This window comes from Nocardia sp. NPDC051981 (assembly GCF_040680715.1).
Classification (GTDB): Bacteria; Actinomycetota; Actinomycetes; order Mycobacteriales; family Mycobacteriaceae; genus Nocardia.
Genome location: NZ_JBFAXK010000011.1, coordinates 74,924 through 91,293, shown reverse-complemented (window position 1 = coordinate 91,293; position 16,370 = coordinate 74,924). Strand labels below are relative to the sequence as shown.

Annotated in this window: 15 protein-coding genes; 14 read left to right on the top strand and 1 reads right to left on the bottom strand. The window is 68.1% G+C overall.

Annotated features, from left to right (window positions below; genetic code table 11):
- Positions 1-16: 16 nt before the first annotated feature.
- The 14 genes from murD to AB0L60_RS20515 all read left to right on the top strand — a co-directional run bounded on the left by murD (position 17) and on the right by AB0L60_RS20515 (position 15,944).
- Positions 17-1,459 (top strand): UDP-N-acetylmuramoyl-L-alanine--D-glutamate ligase, encoded by a 1,443-nt coding sequence (gene murD / locus AB0L60_RS20580; protein WP_364616559.1) that lies wholly within the window; start codon positions 17-19, stop codon positions 1,457-1,459.
- A complete protein-coding gene (gene ftsW, locus AB0L60_RS20575; protein WP_364616195.1) occupies positions 1,456-2,955 on the top strand; it encodes a putative lipid II flippase FtsW in 1,500 nt (499 codons plus the stop codon). The genes murD and ftsW overlap by 4 nt, the downstream gene beginning before the upstream one ends.
- Before the next feature lie 77 nt (positions 2,956-3,032).
- Positions 3,033-4,478, top strand: coding sequence for a UDP-N-acetylmuramate--L-alanine ligase (gene murC, locus AB0L60_RS20570; protein WP_364616557.1), 1,446 nt, complete (start codon positions 3,033-3,035; stop codon positions 4,476-4,478).
- Between the two features lie 6 nt (positions 4,479-4,484).
- Positions 4,485-5,345 carry an FtsQ-type POTRA domain-containing protein gene (locus AB0L60_RS20565; RefSeq protein ID WP_364616192.1) on the top strand — a complete coding sequence of 287 codons (861 nt, stop codon included), beginning with the start codon at positions 4,485-4,487 and terminating at the stop codon, positions 5,343-5,345.
- 320 nt (positions 5,346-5,665) lie between these two features.
- Positions 5,666-6,919, top strand: coding sequence for a cell division protein FtsZ (ftsZ, locus tag AB0L60_RS20560; RefSeq protein ID WP_364616188.1), 1,254 nt, complete (start codon positions 5,666-5,668; stop codon positions 6,917-6,919).
- Between the two features lie 139 nt (positions 6,920-7,058).
- Positions 7,059-7,799, top strand: a complete 741-nt coding sequence (gene pgeF / locus AB0L60_RS20555; protein WP_364616185.1) for a peptidoglycan editing factor PgeF — start codon at positions 7,059-7,061, stop codon at positions 7,797-7,799.
- Entirely contained in the window at positions 7,796-8,569 is a 774-nt protein-coding gene (locus AB0L60_RS20550) for a YggS family pyridoxal phosphate-dependent enzyme (protein WP_364616182.1), read from the top strand. The genes pgeF and AB0L60_RS20550 overlap by 4 nt, the downstream gene beginning before the upstream one ends.
- 104 nt (positions 8,570-8,673) lie before the next feature.
- On the top strand, positions 8,674-9,471 hold the full coding sequence (gene sepF / locus AB0L60_RS20545) for a cell division protein SepF (protein ID WP_364616179.1): 798 nt from the start codon (positions 8,674-8,676) through the stop codon (positions 9,469-9,471).
- A 485-nt stretch (positions 9,472-9,956) separates the two neighbouring features.
- Positions 9,957-10,259 carry a YggT family protein gene (locus AB0L60_RS20540; RefSeq protein WP_364616176.1) on the top strand — a complete coding sequence of 101 codons (303 nt, stop codon included), beginning with the start codon at positions 9,957-9,959 and terminating at the stop codon, positions 10,257-10,259.
- Positions 10,260-10,331: 72 nt separating this feature from the next.
- Positions 10,332-11,162 (top strand): DivIVA domain-containing protein, encoded by an 831-nt coding sequence (locus AB0L60_RS20535; RefSeq protein ID WP_357005481.1) that lies wholly within the window; start codon positions 10,332-10,334, stop codon positions 11,160-11,162.
- Between the two features lie 126 nt (positions 11,163-11,288).
- Complete coding sequence (locus tag AB0L60_RS20530) at positions 11,289-11,492, top strand: hypothetical protein (RefSeq protein ID WP_354843223.1); 204 nt, start codon at positions 11,289-11,291, stop codon at positions 11,490-11,492.
- A 311-nt stretch (positions 11,493-11,803) separates the two neighbouring features.
- Positions 11,804-14,983, top strand: a complete 3,180-nt coding sequence (gene ileS / locus AB0L60_RS20525) for an isoleucine--tRNA ligase (RefSeq protein WP_364616171.1) — start codon at positions 11,804-11,806, stop codon at positions 14,981-14,983.
- 13 nt (positions 14,984-14,996) lie between these two features.
- Entirely contained in the window at positions 14,997-15,170 is a 174-nt protein-coding gene (locus AB0L60_RS20520) for a type II toxin-antitoxin system RelE/ParE family toxin (protein ID WP_364616168.1), read from the top strand.
- Between the two features lie 237 nt (positions 15,171-15,407).
- Complete coding sequence (locus tag AB0L60_RS20515; RefSeq protein WP_364616165.1) at positions 15,408-15,944, top strand: NlpC/P60 family protein; 537 nt, start codon at positions 15,408-15,410, stop codon at positions 15,942-15,944.
- Between the two features lie 6 nt (positions 15,945-15,950).
- On the opposite strand, the gene AB0L60_RS20510 is transcribed toward AB0L60_RS20515, so the two are convergent.
- Positions 15,951-16,364, bottom strand: a complete 414-nt coding sequence (locus AB0L60_RS20510) for an organic hydroperoxide resistance protein (RefSeq protein WP_364616162.1) — start codon at positions 16,362-16,364, stop codon at positions 15,951-15,953.
- Positions 16,365-16,370: the final 6 nt, after the last annotated feature.

Genomic DNA, 16,370 nt, shown 5'->3' with positions numbered 1-16,370 from the left:
GCGGTCGCCGGGGCCCATGCTCGAATTCCTGCGTGGCCGTGATGTGCTGGTGGCCGGTTGGGGCGTCTCCGGACGCTCGCTGATCGAGCCGCTGCAGGACATCGGCGCGCGCCCGGTGGTCACCGACAGCGGCGAGAAGGCGCTCACCGAGGCCGCCGAACTGGGCCTGGGCACCGCCACCAGCGCCGACCTGCTCAAACCCGATGCGCTGCAACGTTTCGCGCTGGTGATCACCAGCCCGGGCTGGCGGCCGGACTCCCCGGTGCTGGTCTCGGCCGTCGCCGAGGGCATTCCGGTGTGGGGCGATGTCGAGTTCGCCTGGTGGGTCGATCAGGCCCGGATCTACGGCCCGGTCCGCAAGTGGCTGGTGGTGACCGGCACCAACGGCAAGACCACCACCACCCAGATGACGCACTCCATCCTGCGCGCCGCCGGAATTCCCTCGGTGGCCTGCGGCAATATCGGCCTGCCCATCCTGGACGCGCTGCGCCGCACTCCGGGCCCGCAGATCCTGGCGGTGGAACTGTCCTCGTTCCAGCTGCACTGGGCGCCGTCGGTGCGCCCGGAGGCCGGCGTGGTGCTGAACGTGGCCGAGGATCACCTGGATTGGCACGGCGGCCTGGACGCCTACGCCGCCGCCAAGGCGCGCGCGCTGACCGGACGGGTCGGCGTGGTCGGCCTGGACGACGCCGTCGCCGCGGCGCTGGCGCGAAAGTCCAAGGCGCGCCGCACCGTCGGCTTCCGCATCGGCGTCCCCGCCGACGGCGAGCTGGGTGTGGTGGACGGCAAGCTGCTCGACCGTGCCTTCACCAAGGCCGCCATCCTGGCCGAGGTCGGCGACATCAGCCCGCAGGGCCCGGCCGGTGTGGCCGACGCCCTGGCCGCCGCCGCTCTGACCCGATCCATCGACGTGGCACCGCAGTTCGTGAAGGAGGGCCTGCAGGAGCACAAGGTCGGACCGCACCGGGCGGCCTTCGTGCGGGAGCTGTCCGGCGTGGAATTCATCGACGACTCCAAGGCCACCAACCCGCACGCCGCGCGCTCGTCGATCCTGGCCCACCCCAGCGTGATCTGGGTGGCCGGCGGTCAGCTCAAGGGCGCCAGCGTCGAGGACCTCATCGAGGAATGCCGCGACCATCTCGTCGCGGCCGTGCTGTTCGGCCAGGACGCGCCGGCGATCGCGGCCGCACTCACGCGACACGCGCCCGATGTGCCGGTCGTGGAGCTGAATTCGGGGGACGATGCTCGGATGGGTGACCCCTTCACCGAGATCGAGCCCGAAGCGGTGATGGCGCGCGCGGTGCGCGTGGCGGCGGGCTTCGCCCACCGCGGCGATACCGTGCTGCTGGCCCCGGCCGCGGCGTCCCTGGACATGTTCGCCGACTACACGCACCGCGGCCGCAGCTTCGTGGCCGCCGTGCAGGCCCTGGACGAGAAGGACATCGGGAGAACCGAATGACGACGGCGACGCCGCGGCGGGCCGGGAACCAGACCCAGCGACCGAGAATCGGATGGTTCGGGGCCTGGCTGGCCCGCCCGCTGGCGTCGTTCCATCTCGTGGTGGCGATCGCGGTGCTGCTCACCGTGCTGGGCCTGGTCATGGTGCTCTCGGCGTCCAGCGTCGAGTCCTACGCCGACGGCGGCTCGGCCTATCGGCTGTTCATCCAGCAGGCGGTGCTGGCCGTCTTCGGCGCGGTGCTGTTCTATATCGCGCTGCGGGTTCCGATGCGGGTGATGCGCCGGTTGTCGTTCCCGGTTTTCGCGCTGTCGGTGGTGCTGCTGGTGCTGGTGCTCATCCCCGGTATCGGCAGTGAGGTGCAGGGTTCGCGGCGCTGGTTCGACCTCGGCGTGGTGTCGGTGCAGCCCTCGGAGATCGTGAAAGTCACTCTGGTGGTGTGGGGTTCGCACCTGCTCGCCTCCCGGCAGACCGAAAAGGCCGGGTACAAGGACATTCTCATGCCGCTGGTGCCCGCGGGCCTGCTGGTGTGCTTCCTGGTCGTGCTGGAACCCAACCTGTCCACCACCATCGCGCTCGGCATCGTGCTGACCTCGCTGCTGTGGTTCGGTGGGCTGCCGCTGCGCATGTTCGTGACCATCGCGGTCTCGGGCGGTGTCGCGGCGGCGATCCTGGCGCTCTCGGCCGGCTACCGGTCCGACCGCATGCGCGCCTTCTTCAGTCCGGGCGACGACCCGCAGGGCATCGGCTACCAGGCCCGGCAGGCCATGTACTCGCTGGCCGACGGCGGCATCTGGGGTCGCGGCCTGGGCCAGTCCCGGGCCAAGTGGAGCTATCTGCCCAACGCGCACAACGACTTCATCTTCGCCATCATCGGCGAGGAACTCGGGTTCCTCGGATGTGCGCTGGTGCTGGGGCTTTTCGCACTCTTCGTCTACGCCGGATTGCGGATCGCGACCCGCTCGGTGGATCCGTTCATCCGGCTGCTCACCGCCTCGGCCACCACCTGGATCACCTGTCAGGCGCTGATCAATGTCGGCTATGTCGTCGGTTTGCTGCCGGTGACCGGTCTGCAGCTGCCGCTGGTGTCGGCGGGTGGTTCCTCGCTGGCCATCACGCTGCTCATGTTCGGCATCATCGCCAATGCCGCCCGGCACGAGCCCGAGGCGGTGGCGGCCCTGCACGCGGGCCAGGACGGCCGCTTCAGCCGGCTGCTGCGCCTGCCGAAGCCCGAGCTGTACTCGCCCGCGCGGGCGCAGGCCTCCCGGGCCCGCAGCAAGGCCAAAGCCAAGGCGAAGGCCAAGGTGAAGTCCGCCCCGCAGCGGCGCGCGCTACCCTCGGGTCGGAGCCGGGGCGGCTCGGAGTCACCGGCGCGGCGGTCGATAGATTCGGATTCGGCCCGGCGCACCAGCCGCTCCACGGAGTCGTGGCGCAGCACCCGGGCCTGGGAGCCCAACTATCCGATGAAACACGCCAGGGAACGGGGTAATTCGAGGTGACAGTGGAGCGGCCGGACAGCGATGTGGGAACCGCCGAGGCTCACACCGACCTACCCGACCATCTGCAACGCGTGCACATGATCGGCATCGGTGGTGCCGGTATGTCCGGAATCGCCCGAATTCTCCTGTCGCGTGGCGGCATGGTCTCCGGCTCCGACGCCAAGGAGAGCCGCGGCGTGCTGGCCCTGCGGGCGCGCGGCGCGCAGGTGCGCATCGGCCACGACGCCGGCGCCCTGGACCTGCTGCCCGGCGGTCCCACCGCCGTGGTGACCACCTACGCCGCTATTCCCAAGACCAATCCCGAGCTGGTGGAGGCGCATCGGCGCGGCGTGCCGGTGCTGCTGCGCCCGGCCGTGCTGGCCTCGCTCATGCAGGGTCACAAGACGCTGCTGGTGTCGGGCACGCACGGCAAGACCTCGACCACCTCCATGCTGGTGGTGGCCCTGCAGCACTGCGGGTACGACCCGTCCTTCGCCGTCGGGGGCGAACTCAACGAGGCCGGCACCAATGCCCACCACGGCACCGGCGGCATCTTCGTGGCCGAGGCCGACGAGAGCGACGGGTCGCTGCTGCAGTACGCGCCCGACGTCGCGGTGGTCACCAATATCGAGTCCGACCACCTGGACTACTTCGGCACGGACGAGGCCTACGTCCAGGTCTTCGACGACTTCGTGGACCGGCTCGAACCGGGCGGCCGCCTGGTGGTGTGCGTGGACGATCCGGGCTCGCTGGGCCTGGCGCGGCGGTCGGTGGCCCGGCTGGCCGAGGATCCGCGCGGCATCCAGGTGATCGGTTACGGCTCCGGCGATTTCGCCACGTCCGGTGTCCCGGTCGGCGCGCAGCTGCTGTCCTGGGAGCCGCGCGATGTCGGCGGCGTGGCCGTCTTCCAGCTCGCCGACGAGCATGCCCCGCGCACCCTGCGCCTGTCGGTGCCCGGCCGGCATATGGCCCTCAATGCGCTGGGCGCGCTGCTGGCCGCCCGCGCGACCGGCGCCGATATGGGCGAGATCATCCAGGGCCTGGAGGGTTTCGGCGGCGTGCACCGCCGTTTCCAGCTCACCGGACGCGAGAACGGCGTGCGCGTTTTCGACGATTACGCCCACCACCCGACCGAGGTGCGCGCGGTGCTCTCCGCCGCCGCCGAACTGGTCGCGCAGGAGGCGCGTGACGGCGCGCGCTCGCGGCCGGGCCGGGTGATCGTGGTGTTCCAGCCCCACTTGTACAGCCGCACCGCCACTTTCGCGACCGAGTTCGGCGCGGCGCTGTCGCTGGCCGACGAGGTGGTGGTGCTCGATGTGTACGGCGCGCGTGAAGAACCGCTGCCGGGTGTGAACGGCGCGCTGGTGGCCAACGCGGTCACCAAACCCGTGCACTATCAGCCGGATATGTCCCGGGTCGGCAAGCAGGTGGGCGCGCTGGCGCGGCCCGGCGACGTGGTGATCACCATGGGCGCGGGCGATGTGACCATGCTGGGCAGCCAGATTCTGGACGGGCTGCGCGCACGACCCTCACACGGACGGTGAGCCACCGTGGGCTCGGGTGGGGGAGCGGCGGATCGGCCGGATCCGGCCGCCGGCGATAGCTACGACGCGGACGATTACGACACCGAATCCGCTGTGGCAGCGGACAACAGCGCCGAGTCCGCGGGCGAGAGCGCGGCGGCCCGGCGGGCCCGGCTGCGCCGTGGGCGGGTCCGCCGCGAATCGCGGATCGTGGCGGCGTGGCAGTCGCGCTGGGTGCGGTGGGGAGCCCTGGCCGGGGTCGTGGTGCTGATCGCGTTCGGACTGGTCGCCTGGTTCACGCCACTGCTGTCGGTGCGCACGGTGCAGGTGGACGGGCTGAGTGCCGTTCCGGAACAACAAGTTCAGGACGCGCTGGAGGTACCGGACGGTCTGTCCATGATGCGGCTGGACACCAATGCGATGGCCGAACGGGTATCGCAGCTGCCCAAGGTCCGTTCCGTGCGCGTACAGCGGGTGTTCCCGTCCACGGTCCGGGTGACGGTGGTGGAGCGCATCCCCGTGCTGTACTTCGACAGTCCCGACGGCGCCCATCTGCTCGATTGCGACAGCGTGGAATTCGCGATCGAGCCGCCGGGACCGGGGATCCCCAAACTGGTGACCGATCATCCGGGCGGATCGGACCCGGCGACCAAGGCCGCGGTGGCCGTCATGGCCGCGATTCCTGTTCCGCTGCGCGACGAGGTCGGCGTGGGAGCGGTTGTGGCCCGCTCGGTTTCGGATATTGCCCTCGAGTTGCGTGACGGCCGGACCGTGCTCTGGGGCGGAACCGCCGACTCCGCGCGCAAGGCCGCGGTGGTCGGACCCCTGCTTTCCCAGCCGGGCAAGGTATTCGATGTTTCGAGTCCGAATCTGGTCACGGTAAAGTGAGCGATACCCATTGGGCTGCCGAAATTTTCGGTGGTTTGCCGGAAGGGCACCGTCGGTTCCGATCCAGGGCCGGAGGGCAACCGTCCACGATACGATGCTCGGGTGGGTCGGACGAGTCGAATCACACAAGATTCTGATGCTCGGTTCGGCGCGCCTGCGCCCGTAACGCGGTGGCTGCGAATACCGTTCGGCACCAGTCGGATACTTGACATAACGCTGAACCTATGGTTGAGGGTTTATCGGACCGAGACCATAGTGCCGGTATTTTGCGAGTAGCCGAAGACGACAAGCTGTTTCAGATCGAAGGAAGGCGAGAGCCCATGACGCCCCCGCACAACTACCTTGCTGTGATCAAGGTCGTCGGTATCGGCGGCGGCGGCGTGAACGCCGTCAACCGGATGATCGAACAGGGACTCAAGGGAGTCGAGTTCATCGCCGTCAACACCGACGCGCAGGCGTTGTTGATGTCGGATGCGGACGTGAAGCTCGATGTCGGCCGGGAACTCACCCGCGGTCTGGGCGCCGGCGCCGATCCGGAGGTCGGCCGCAAGGCCGCCGAGGATCACAAGGACGAGATCGAGGAAGTCCTCAAGGGCGCCGACATGGTCTTCGTGACCGCCGGCGAGGGTGGCGGCACCGGCACCGGCGGCGCGCCGGTCGTGGCCTCCATCGCGCGCAAGCTCGGCGCGCTCACCATCGGTGTTGTGACGCGGCCGTTCTCGTTCGAGGGCAAGCGCCGCAGCAACCAGGCCGAGGCCGGCATCCAGGCGCTGCGCGAGTCCTGCGACACCCTCATCGTCATTCCGAACGACCGGCTGCTGCAGCTCGGCGACGCGGCCGTGAGCCTGATGGACGCCTTCCGCTCCGCCGACGAGGTGCTGCTCAACGGTGTTCAGGGCATCACCGACCTGATCACCACCCCGGGTCTGATCAATGTCGACTTCGCCGACGTCAAATCGGTCATGTCCGGTGCGGGCTCGGCCCTCATGGGCATCGGCTCGGCCCGCGGCGAGGGCCGGTCGGTGAAGGCCGCTGAGGCAGCGATCAATTCGCCGCTGCTGGAAGCATCCATGGACGGCGCGCACGGCGTGCTGCTGTCCATCGCGGGCGGCTCCGACCTCGGCCTGTTCGAGATCAACGAGGCCGCCTCGCTGGTGCAGGAGGCCGCGCACATCGAGGCCAACATCATCTTCGGTACGGTCATCGACGATTCCCTCGGCGATGAGGTCCGCGTCACCGTGATCGCCGCCGGCTTCGACGGCAGCGGCCCCTCCCGGCGTATCGAGCCCGCGGTCAGCCGGTTCACCAATACCAGCGGCACCGCGAGCGCCAGCGCCGGAAGCGTCGGCCGCTCACCCGAATACACCTCGGCCCGCACCTCCGAGCCCGCTCCCGCCCCGCGCCCCGAGCCGGCCCCGCCGCCGCAGCCGGTCGCCGAGCGCGGCCCGGCCCCGTCCTACAGCGCGCCCCGGCCGGCCGTGGACCCGACGGTCGCGAGCAACACTCGCGGCCACATCCAGCCCCCGGACGCCGATGACGACGACGTCGACGTCCCCTCGTTCATGCGCCGCTGACGTTGTGCCACTGACGGATTCATCCACCGCGCCCGCTCCGGCTCCGGAGCGGGCGCGATGTCGTTCCCGGGCGGTGGTGTCGTTGCGGGCGCGGTGGTGAGTTCGAGGTTGCCCGCCGGTGACTACTACCCTCGAAGGCATGACAGCAGCGGCACGGGTATTTCGGACCAGACGGGTTGTGACGACGCGGGCGGGCGGGTTCTCGGCCGCGCCCTACGACTCGTTCAACCTGGGCGATCACGTGGGTGATGATCCGGAGGCGGTGCGGCGCAATCGGGTTCGGCTCGCGGAGAACCTCGGGCTCGCACCGGACCACCTGGTGTGGATGGAGCAGATCCACGGCCGGAACGTCGAGATCGTGGACGGGCCGCGCGCCGAGCCGGTACCCGCCACCGATGCGCTGGTGACCACCCGCCGCGATCTCGCGCTGGTGGTGCTGACCGCCGACTGCGTGCCGATCCTGCTGTCCGACGACGAGGCCGGCGTCATCGCCGCCGTGCACGCGGGGCGGATCGGGGCCCGGATCGGGATCGTGCCGCGAGTGCTGGAGGCCATGATGTCGCTGGGCGCGCAGCCCGAGCGCATCGGCGCGTTCCTCGGCCCGGCGGCCAGCGGTCGCCAGTACGAGGTGCCCGCCGCCATGCGCGCGGATGTCGAGGCGCATCTGCCCGGCAGCGCGACCACCACGGTCAAGGGCACGCCCGGCCTGGATCTGCGCGCGGGCATCCGCCGGCAACTGGAGGCGGCCGGCGTGGGCGCGGTCGCGGTGGATCCGCGGTGCACCATCGAGGACCGGACGCTGTTCTCGCACCGCCGCGACGCGCCGACCGGACGACTCGCCGGTGTGATTTGGATGTCATCCGAGGGAGTTTCAGAATGACCGAAAGCTTCACCGCCGCAGAGGGATCCGATGCGGCGCAGGTCACGTCCGCCGGTGGTCGCGCCGGCGAGCTCGCCACCGCCCTGTCGGTGCTCAGCGAGCGAATCGACGCAGCGTGCGCGGCCGCGGGCCGGGCGCCGGGTTCGGTGCGCCTGCTGCCGGTCACCAAGTTCTTCCCCGCCTCGGATATCGAGATCCTCTATGGATTGGGCTGCCGCGAGTTCGGCGAGTCCCGTGAGCAGGAGGCGGCGGGCAAGGTGGCGCAGCTGCGACACCTGTCCCAGATACGCTGGGACTTCATCGGACGCCTGCAGCGGAACAAGGCGAAATCCGTTGCACGCTGGGCCGATACCGTCTACTCGGTGGACAGCGACCGGCTCGCGAGCGCCCTCGACGCCGCCGCGGAGGCCGCACTGGACGACGGATCCCGCACGACCCCCTTGCGCGTGCTGCTCCAGGTGTCCCTGGACGCGGACCCGTCCCGCGGCGGCGCCCGCGACGCGGCCCTGTACGCGCTCGCCGATCAGGTCGCCGCCTCGCGATCCCTGCAGCTCGCGGGCCTGATGGCCATCCCGCCGCTGGACGTGGAACCGGATGCCGCCTTCGAGCAACTGGCCCGCATCCACGCCGCATTAACGACTGTCCACCCCGATGCGAAAGAACTGTCGGCGGGCATGTCCGGCGACTTGGAGTCGGCCATCCGCCATGGATCCACCTGCGTGCGTGTCGGTACAGCCCTGATGGGCACGCGACCGATAACCTCGGCGTAGCAAAGAAACCTCACCAGTCACATTCGAAACATATGCTTGGTGACAGACGAGGACTGAGCAGGACAACACCCCAGGCCAACCGGGGCCGAAGGAAGGTCGACCAGATGAGCACGCTGCACAAGTTCAAGGCGTACTTCGGGATGGTTCCGCTCGAGGATTACGAAGACGATTACGTCGACGACCGCGGAGCCGCCCGGAGCGCCGATGAGCGTGGCCAGCGTCGTCCCCGGCCCTACGCCGAACGCGAGCGCGATTACGACCGATACGGCGAGGGCCGCTACGACGACGAGCCCGCCTACGAGCCGTCCTACAAGGCGCCCTACAAGCCCGGGTACAGCGTGTCCCGCCGGGACGACTACGCCGACGACCACCGCGAGCGCGACCACCGCGACCGCTACGACGCCGACGACCGTTACGACGCGCCCCGTCGTCCCACCCGCATCGACACTGCCCCGTCCAGCCGCACCCGTGCCATGGGCGGCAGCGCGCCCTCGGTGCGCGGCAGCACCCGCGGTGCGCTCGCGATGGATACCGATGCGGAGCGGCGCATCGAGGAGCTGCGGGAGCAGGAGCGCCGGATCGAGGCGGCCCGCCGTCCCCAGATCTTCGAGGACGGAGGCACCTTGTCCAAGATCACCACGCTGCGCCCGCGCACCTACGCGGAGGCCGCCATCATCGGTGAGCGCTTCCGCGACGGCACCCCGGTGATCATGGACCTGGTCGAGATGAGCAACTCCGACGCCCGCCGCCTGGTGGACTTCGCCGCGGGCCTGGCCTTCGCCCTGCGTGGTTCATTCGACAAGGTCGCCACCAAGGTGTTCCTGCTCTCACCGGCGGACGTGGACGTCTCCGCCGAGGAGCGCCGCCGGATCGCGGAAAACGGCTTCTACAACCAGAAGTGACGAGCTGCCGCAGCCGCGAGTACGCGGAGGCGGCAGCCGGGGTTCGACCGTTGCGCCAAAACTGAACGGCGGCAACGAATTGCGTTCGTCAACGGGGGTTGCGAAATAGTCGCGGGGGATTCGTGGGGGAGTCTTGCGCCCGAGTTGTCGGGTATCGCACGCTCATTCGGATGGGCATGTCATGAATCACATGCCTGGACCCGGGCTCTAGATGTGGTCCCTTTGCTGGGGTTCCCCAGAAGTTCGCGGCCCGCCTCGGCCTCGATTGCGCTTCGCCTCCCCGCGCTTGGAGCGGAGGAGCGAACCGGGGGAGCGTAGCAGGGAAGGCCGAGGTAACAGGGCCGCGGACCCGCCCGGAGCGAAGCGGAGGGCAATCGGACACAGCCGAGGTAACAGGGCCGCGGACCCGCCCGGAGCGAAGCGGAGGGCAATCGGGTCCAGTGTTTCTATTTTGCTGATCATGGAATCTAGGGCACAGTGGTGCGGTGGCCCTGTTCCAGGTGTTGAACCTACTGCTGTTCCTCTTCTGGCTGCTGCTGATCAGCCGAGTCATCGTCGAGTTCATCCGCAGCTTCGCGCGAGACTGGCGGCCGACGGGCTTCGTGGTGATCATCCTGGAGGTGGTCTTCACGGTCACCGACCCTCCGGTGAAACTTCTGAGGCGTTTGATACCCCCAGTGAATCTTGGGGGAATTCGGCTCGATCTGTCCATTATGGTCCTGCTTTTCATCGTGTTCATCTTGATGACGATCACGGGCCAGGCAGGGCAGTCGATTGCTCAGGTGTGACAGAATGGCCGGAAAGAAAGCTTGCCCAGATCTACCGCTAGATCTCCATACGAAGCGTGAAGGGATCGTTCCATGCCGCTGACCCCCGCCGATGTTCATAACGTCGCGTTCAGCAAACCGCCGATCGGGAAGCGCGGCTACAACGAGGATGAAGTCGATGCCTTCCTCGACCTGGTCGAGCAGGAGCTCTCACGCCTCATCGAGGAGAACGCTGATCTTCGCCAGCGAGTTGCCGAGTTGGACGCGGAACTGGCTGACGCCAAGAAGAATCGGGGTCCCGCGGTTCAGCCGGTGAAGGCGCCCGTCGCGCCGGAGCCCATCAAGGCCGCTCCGCCGCCGCCCCCGGCCCCCATGCCGGCTCCGGTCCCGGTGGCCGCCGTCAAGCAGGACGCGCCCTCCGCGGACGCGAATCTGCAGGCCGCCAAGGTGCTTTCGCTGGCCCAGGAGATGGCCGACCGCCTCACCTCCGATGCCAAGACCGAGGCCGAGCAGCTGCTGGCCAACGCCCGGGCCAACTCCGAGCGCCTGGTCAGCGACGCGCGTACGCGTTCCGAGGCGATGATCGCCGATGCCCGCCAGAAGGCCGAGGCCATGCTGTCCGACGCGCAGACCCGCTCGGATTCCCAGCTGCGCCAGGCGAAGGAGAAGGCCGACGCCCTGCAGGCCGACGCCGAGCGCAAGCACACCGAGATCATGGCCACCATCACCCAGCAGCGCAGCGTGCTGGAGAGCCGGATCGAGCAGCTCAAGACCTTCGAGCGCGAATACCGTGTGCGCCTGAAGTCCTACCTGGAATCGCAGCTGGAGGAGCTGGAGAACCGTGGTTCGGCGGTCCCGGTCGACGGCGGCGAGTTCGGCCAGGATGCGTCCGGCAACGGCGCACTTCTCAAGGGCAGCAAGTAAAGTCGTAGATACGGCCAGCGATGCCAGGTCGCGCGGGACGAACTCCCGGGTGGCGCGGTATCGCCGCCAACCTTTCGAGTCCTCCGATAGCCGTCGCTATCGAAGCCCAACGAGGGGGTGGTGCACTTGCTCGTGGTGACGCTCGCGCTCGCAGCCGTGGGTTTCGGCCTGCTGGTGACCGCACTGACCACCGGTTCGGTGATCTGGGCATGGGGCTGCATCATCGTGTGCGTGATAGGCGCGGTGCTGCTGCTCGTCAGTGCGTTGTCGCTGCGGACCGATGACGAGGACACCTCGTCACGGCCGGGTGGAAGACATGCGAAGCACTAGTGGGGCGGGTCCGCGGAATATCCACTGGACCGGCCCCGCTAGACTGTAGAGAGCTATACGGCGTTGATCCGGCCATCACCGGGGAGCTTTCGGAAGAACGGCGGGCGTCTGCGTTCAGCAGTGAACGACAGGCCCTCGCTCACTAGAACCGAACGGGTGAGCCCGTCACAGCTCACAACGAGAGGCTCGGTCCTGCAAGGGTTTTCGTGATCCTGGACCGGGCAAGCGGGGTGGTACCGCGGTTACGGCGCACCGAGCGCCGGCATCGTCCCCGTGCCCACAGTGCTGGCACGAGGAGCTGAGAGGCCGCGATGGCGGACGAGACCACCACCCGAAGCGCATATCCGCGCGTTGACCTGAGCCGGACGTCCGGTCAGGTGTCGTTCCCTGAGCTGGAGCAGCGGGTCCTGGACTATTGGGCCGCCGACGACACCTTCCGTGCCAGCATCGAGAACCGTTCCGATGCAGAGGAATTCGTCTTCTACGACGGCCCGCCCTTCGCCAATGGGTTGCCGCACTACGGCCATCTGCTCACCGGATACGTCAAGGATTTGATCCCGCGATTCCAAACCATGCGCGGGAAGAAGGTGGAACGACGATTCGGTTGGGATACTCACGGCCTCCCCGCGGAAATCGAAGCGGAGAAGCAGCTCGGTATCACGGACAAATCACAGATCGATGCCATGGGTCTCGCGGAATTCAATGCCGCGTGCAAATCCTCGGTACTTCGCTACACGAACGAGTGGCGTAACTATGTGACACGCCAGGCCCGGTGGGTCGACTTCGACAACGACTACAAAACCCTCGACCTCGACTTCATGGAATCGGTCATGTGGGCGTTCAAGTCGCTGTACGACAAGGGCCTGATCTATCAGGGCTTCCGGGTACTGCCCTACAGCTGGTACGAGCAGACCCCGCTGTCCAATCAGGAGGCGCGGCTCGACGACTCCTACCGGATGCGCCAGGATCCGGCGGTCACCGTCGACATGGTGCTGCGGGTTCCCGCCGAGCACCCGCTGCGCGCGCTGGACGGCGCCAACGCCCTCATCTGGACCACCACGCCGTGGACGCTGCCGTCCAACCTGGCGATCGCGGTGCACCCCGACATCACCTACGCCCACGTCCAGGGCAAGGACGGCAAGCGGTACGTGCTTGCCGCCGAGCGGGTCTCGCACTACGCGCGCGAGCTGGGCGAGGAACCGACTGTGCTGTCCGAGTATTCGGGCGCGGCGCTGGAGGGCCTGCACTATCTGCCGCCTTTCGACTTCTTCCTCGGCCACCCGAACGCGCACCGGGTGCTCAACGCCGACTACGTGACCACCGACTCCGGTACCGGCGTGGTGCATCTGGCGCCCGCGTTCGGTGAGGAGGACATGGATGTGGCCTCCGCCAATGGAATCGAGGTCGTGCAGCCCCTCGACCCGGGCGGCAAGTTCACCTCCATGGTGCCGCCCTACGAGGGCCTCATGGTCTTCGACGCCAATCCGGTCATCATCAAGGACCTCAAGGCCGCCGGAAAGCTGTTGCGGCACGAGACCATCGAGCACTCCTACCCGCACAGCTGGCGCTCGGGCCAGCCGCTGATCTACATGGCGGTGCCGTCCTGGTTCGTGGCGGTCACCACCTTCCGCGACCGTATGGTGGAGCTCAACAAGGAGATCACCTGGGTTCCCGAGCACATCCGTGACGGCCAGTTCGGCAAGTGGCTGCAGAACGCGCACGACTGGAACATCAGCCGCAACCGCTACTGGGGTGCGCCCATCCCGGTATGGATCTCCGACGACCCGGCCTACCCGCGCGTGGACGTGTACGGCTCGCTGGATCAGCTGGAGCAGGACTTCGGCGTGCGGCCGAGCGATCTGCACCGGCCCGGCATCGACGAGCTGGTGCGCCCGAATCCCGATGACCCGACCGGGAAGTCGATGATGCGGCGCACGCCCGAGGTGCTGGACTGCTGGTTCGAGTCGGGCTCCATGCCGTACGCGCAGGTGCACTACCCGTTCGAGAACAAGGAATGGTTCGAGGGCACCCCTACGGAGTCCACGGACGGCACCGCCGTCGCTGCCGCGCACAGCCCCGGCGACTTCATCGTCGAGTACAACGGCCAGACCCGCGGCTGGTTCTACAATCTGCACATCCTGTCCACCGCGCTGTTCGACCGCCCGGCCTTCAAATCGGTGGTGGCGCACGGCATCGTGCTCGGCGACGACGGCCTCAAGATGTCCAAGTCCAAGGGCAACTACCCGGACGTCAACGAGGTCTTCGACCGCGACGGCTCCGATGCCATGCGGTGGTTCCTCATGGCGTCCCCGGTGCTGCGCGGCGGCAACCTCATCGTCACCGAGCGCGGTATCCGCGAGGGTGTCAGCCAGGCCCTGCGCCCGCTCTGGAACGCGTGGACCTTCCTGCAGCTCTACGCCTCCAAGCCGGGTACCTGGCGCACGGACTCGGCGAACGTGCTGGACCGCTACATCCTGGCCAAGCTGGCGCAGACCCGCGATGTCATGACCGACGCCCTCGAGATCTACGACATCGCGACGGCCTGCGACGAGCTGCGCACCTTCGCCGACGCGCTCACCAATTGGTATGTGCGCCGGTCGCGTTCGCGCTTCTGGGAAGAAGACCGCGACGCCATCGACACCCTGCACACGGTGCTCGAGGTGACCACCCGGCTGGCGGCCCCGCTGCTGCCGCTGCTGACCGAGGTGATCTGGCGCGGCCTCACCGGCGAGCGCTCGGTGCACCTGGCCGACTGGCCGAGCGACACCGACCTGCCGCACGATGCCGAACTGGTGTCGGCCATGGACGAGGTCCGCACGGTCTGCTCCACGGTGCTGAGCCTGCGCAAGGCCCAGAACCTGCGCGTGCGGCTGCCGCTCTCGGAGGTCACCGTGGCCGCCGCCGACGCGGAACGCCTGCGGCCCTTCGTGGATCTGATCGCCGACGAGGTGAACGTCAAGAAGGTCGACCTCACCACCGATGTGGCCGCGCACGGCCGCTTCGAGCTCGTGGTGAACGCCCGCGCCGCCGGACCGCGCCTGGGCAAGGAGGTCCAGACGGTCATCAAGGCGGTCAAGGCGGGGGAGTGGAGCGAAGCCGCCGACGGCACGGTGTCCGCCGCCGGCATCGCCCTGCTGCCGGAGGAGTACACCCAGCGCCTGGTCGCCGCCGAACCCGAATCCACCGCCGCCCTGCCCGGCAATATCGGTCTGGTGGTGCTGAATTCGGCGGTCACCGAGGAGCTGGAGGCCGAGGGCTGGGCCCGCGACCTCATCCGCGACCTGCAGGAGACCCGCAAGTCCCTGGGCCTGGACGTCTCCGACCGCATCACGGTCGTGCTCGAAGTCCCGGCCGAGCGCCTGGGCTGGGCGGAGACCCACCGCGAGCTGATCGCGGGCGAAATCCTCGCCACCACACTGTCTCTCGGTGAGGTGGATGCGGATGCCCCCGAGATCGTCGGCGGCGTGAAGGTCTCGATCGTCAAGGCATAGCCACGTTTGATCGTTGCCGAAGAAGCCAGGGGCGGAACCGAACCGGTTCCGCCCCTTCACTTTTCGTCGGAAGCGGGACGCAGGGCGGATCCGGTTCGGGCAGTACCGAATCGTCTACAGCGTCGACGACGAGGCCGATGTGGTCACCATCTTCACAGTGGCCGAGCGATCGGATGTGTATCGATAAATCGACCGAGTGGCATCAGCAAACTCAGAGCGTCTTCCCGGGGTCAGGGCGGGCGCTCTCGGTTGTTTCTGGATTCAATCCCCTGAACGGGTGATTTTGAGGTGGGTGACCGGACTAAGAGACACGCGACCCTAGTTCTCTTGTGACGCATGTTGCACGTGCGATACAACAGCTATCAGTTAGCTATTTGTCTGGCTCGAAATGTTGCTGCGGTATCGCCGATGAAGGGGCACGCATATGGCTCGAAGGCAGGTTCACCGTTTCGCATCATTCGTCACGACGACCTCGGCCCTGGTGCTGAGCGCCGCGCTCTGGGCGGGCCTGGCGCACGCGGACACCGGCTCGGCGTCGGGGTCCGCCTCCGGCAGCGCCAGCGGGCCGACCTCGGGCAGCGCCAGCGGTTCCGCGCAGCTGCCGGTGGCCAGTCCGCGGGCCATGGTCGCGCTCGCGCTCGCGACCACTCAGATCGGTAAGCCCTATCGCTGGGGTGGCACCGGCCCGGACGCCTGGGACTGCTCGGGCCTGGTGCAGTGGGCCTTTCGCAGCGTCGGCATCGATATGCCGCGTACCACTTGGCAGCAGGCCGACGCCGGACTCGAGGTGCCCGTCGGCGCCATGCAGGAGGGTGACGTCGTCATTCTCAATGACGACGCCTCCCACGTGGGCATCTACGCGGGAGGCGGCAATGTGCTGAACGCGTACGACTGGGGTGTGCCCGTCGGCCTGACTCCGCTGAGCCAGTTCGATATCTACACCATTCGACGCTTCTACTGAATCGTCTTACTCGACAACCAGTTCCACGGGGATGTTGCCGCGGGTGGCCTTGGAGTAGGGGCACACCTGGTGGGCGGCCTCGACCAGCTCGCGGCCCTTGTCGTTCTGCAGCTCCTCCGGCAGTTCGACGCGCAGCACGACGGAGATGCCGAAACCGGTCTCCTCGTCCTTGTTCAGGCTGACGTCGGCGGTCACCGAGGTGTCGCCCAGCTCGATGCCCTGGTTGCGGGCGACCACCTGCAGCGCGCCGGCGAAGCAGGCCGAGTAACCCACCGCGAACAGCTGCTCCGGGTTGGTGCCGTCACCGCTGCCGCCGGCCTCCTTGGGCTGGGCCAGCTTCAGGTCGAGGTAACCGTCGGAGCTGACCGAGCGGCCCTCGCGGCCGACGGAGGTAGCGGACGAGGTGAAGAGCGTAGCCATTTCGAA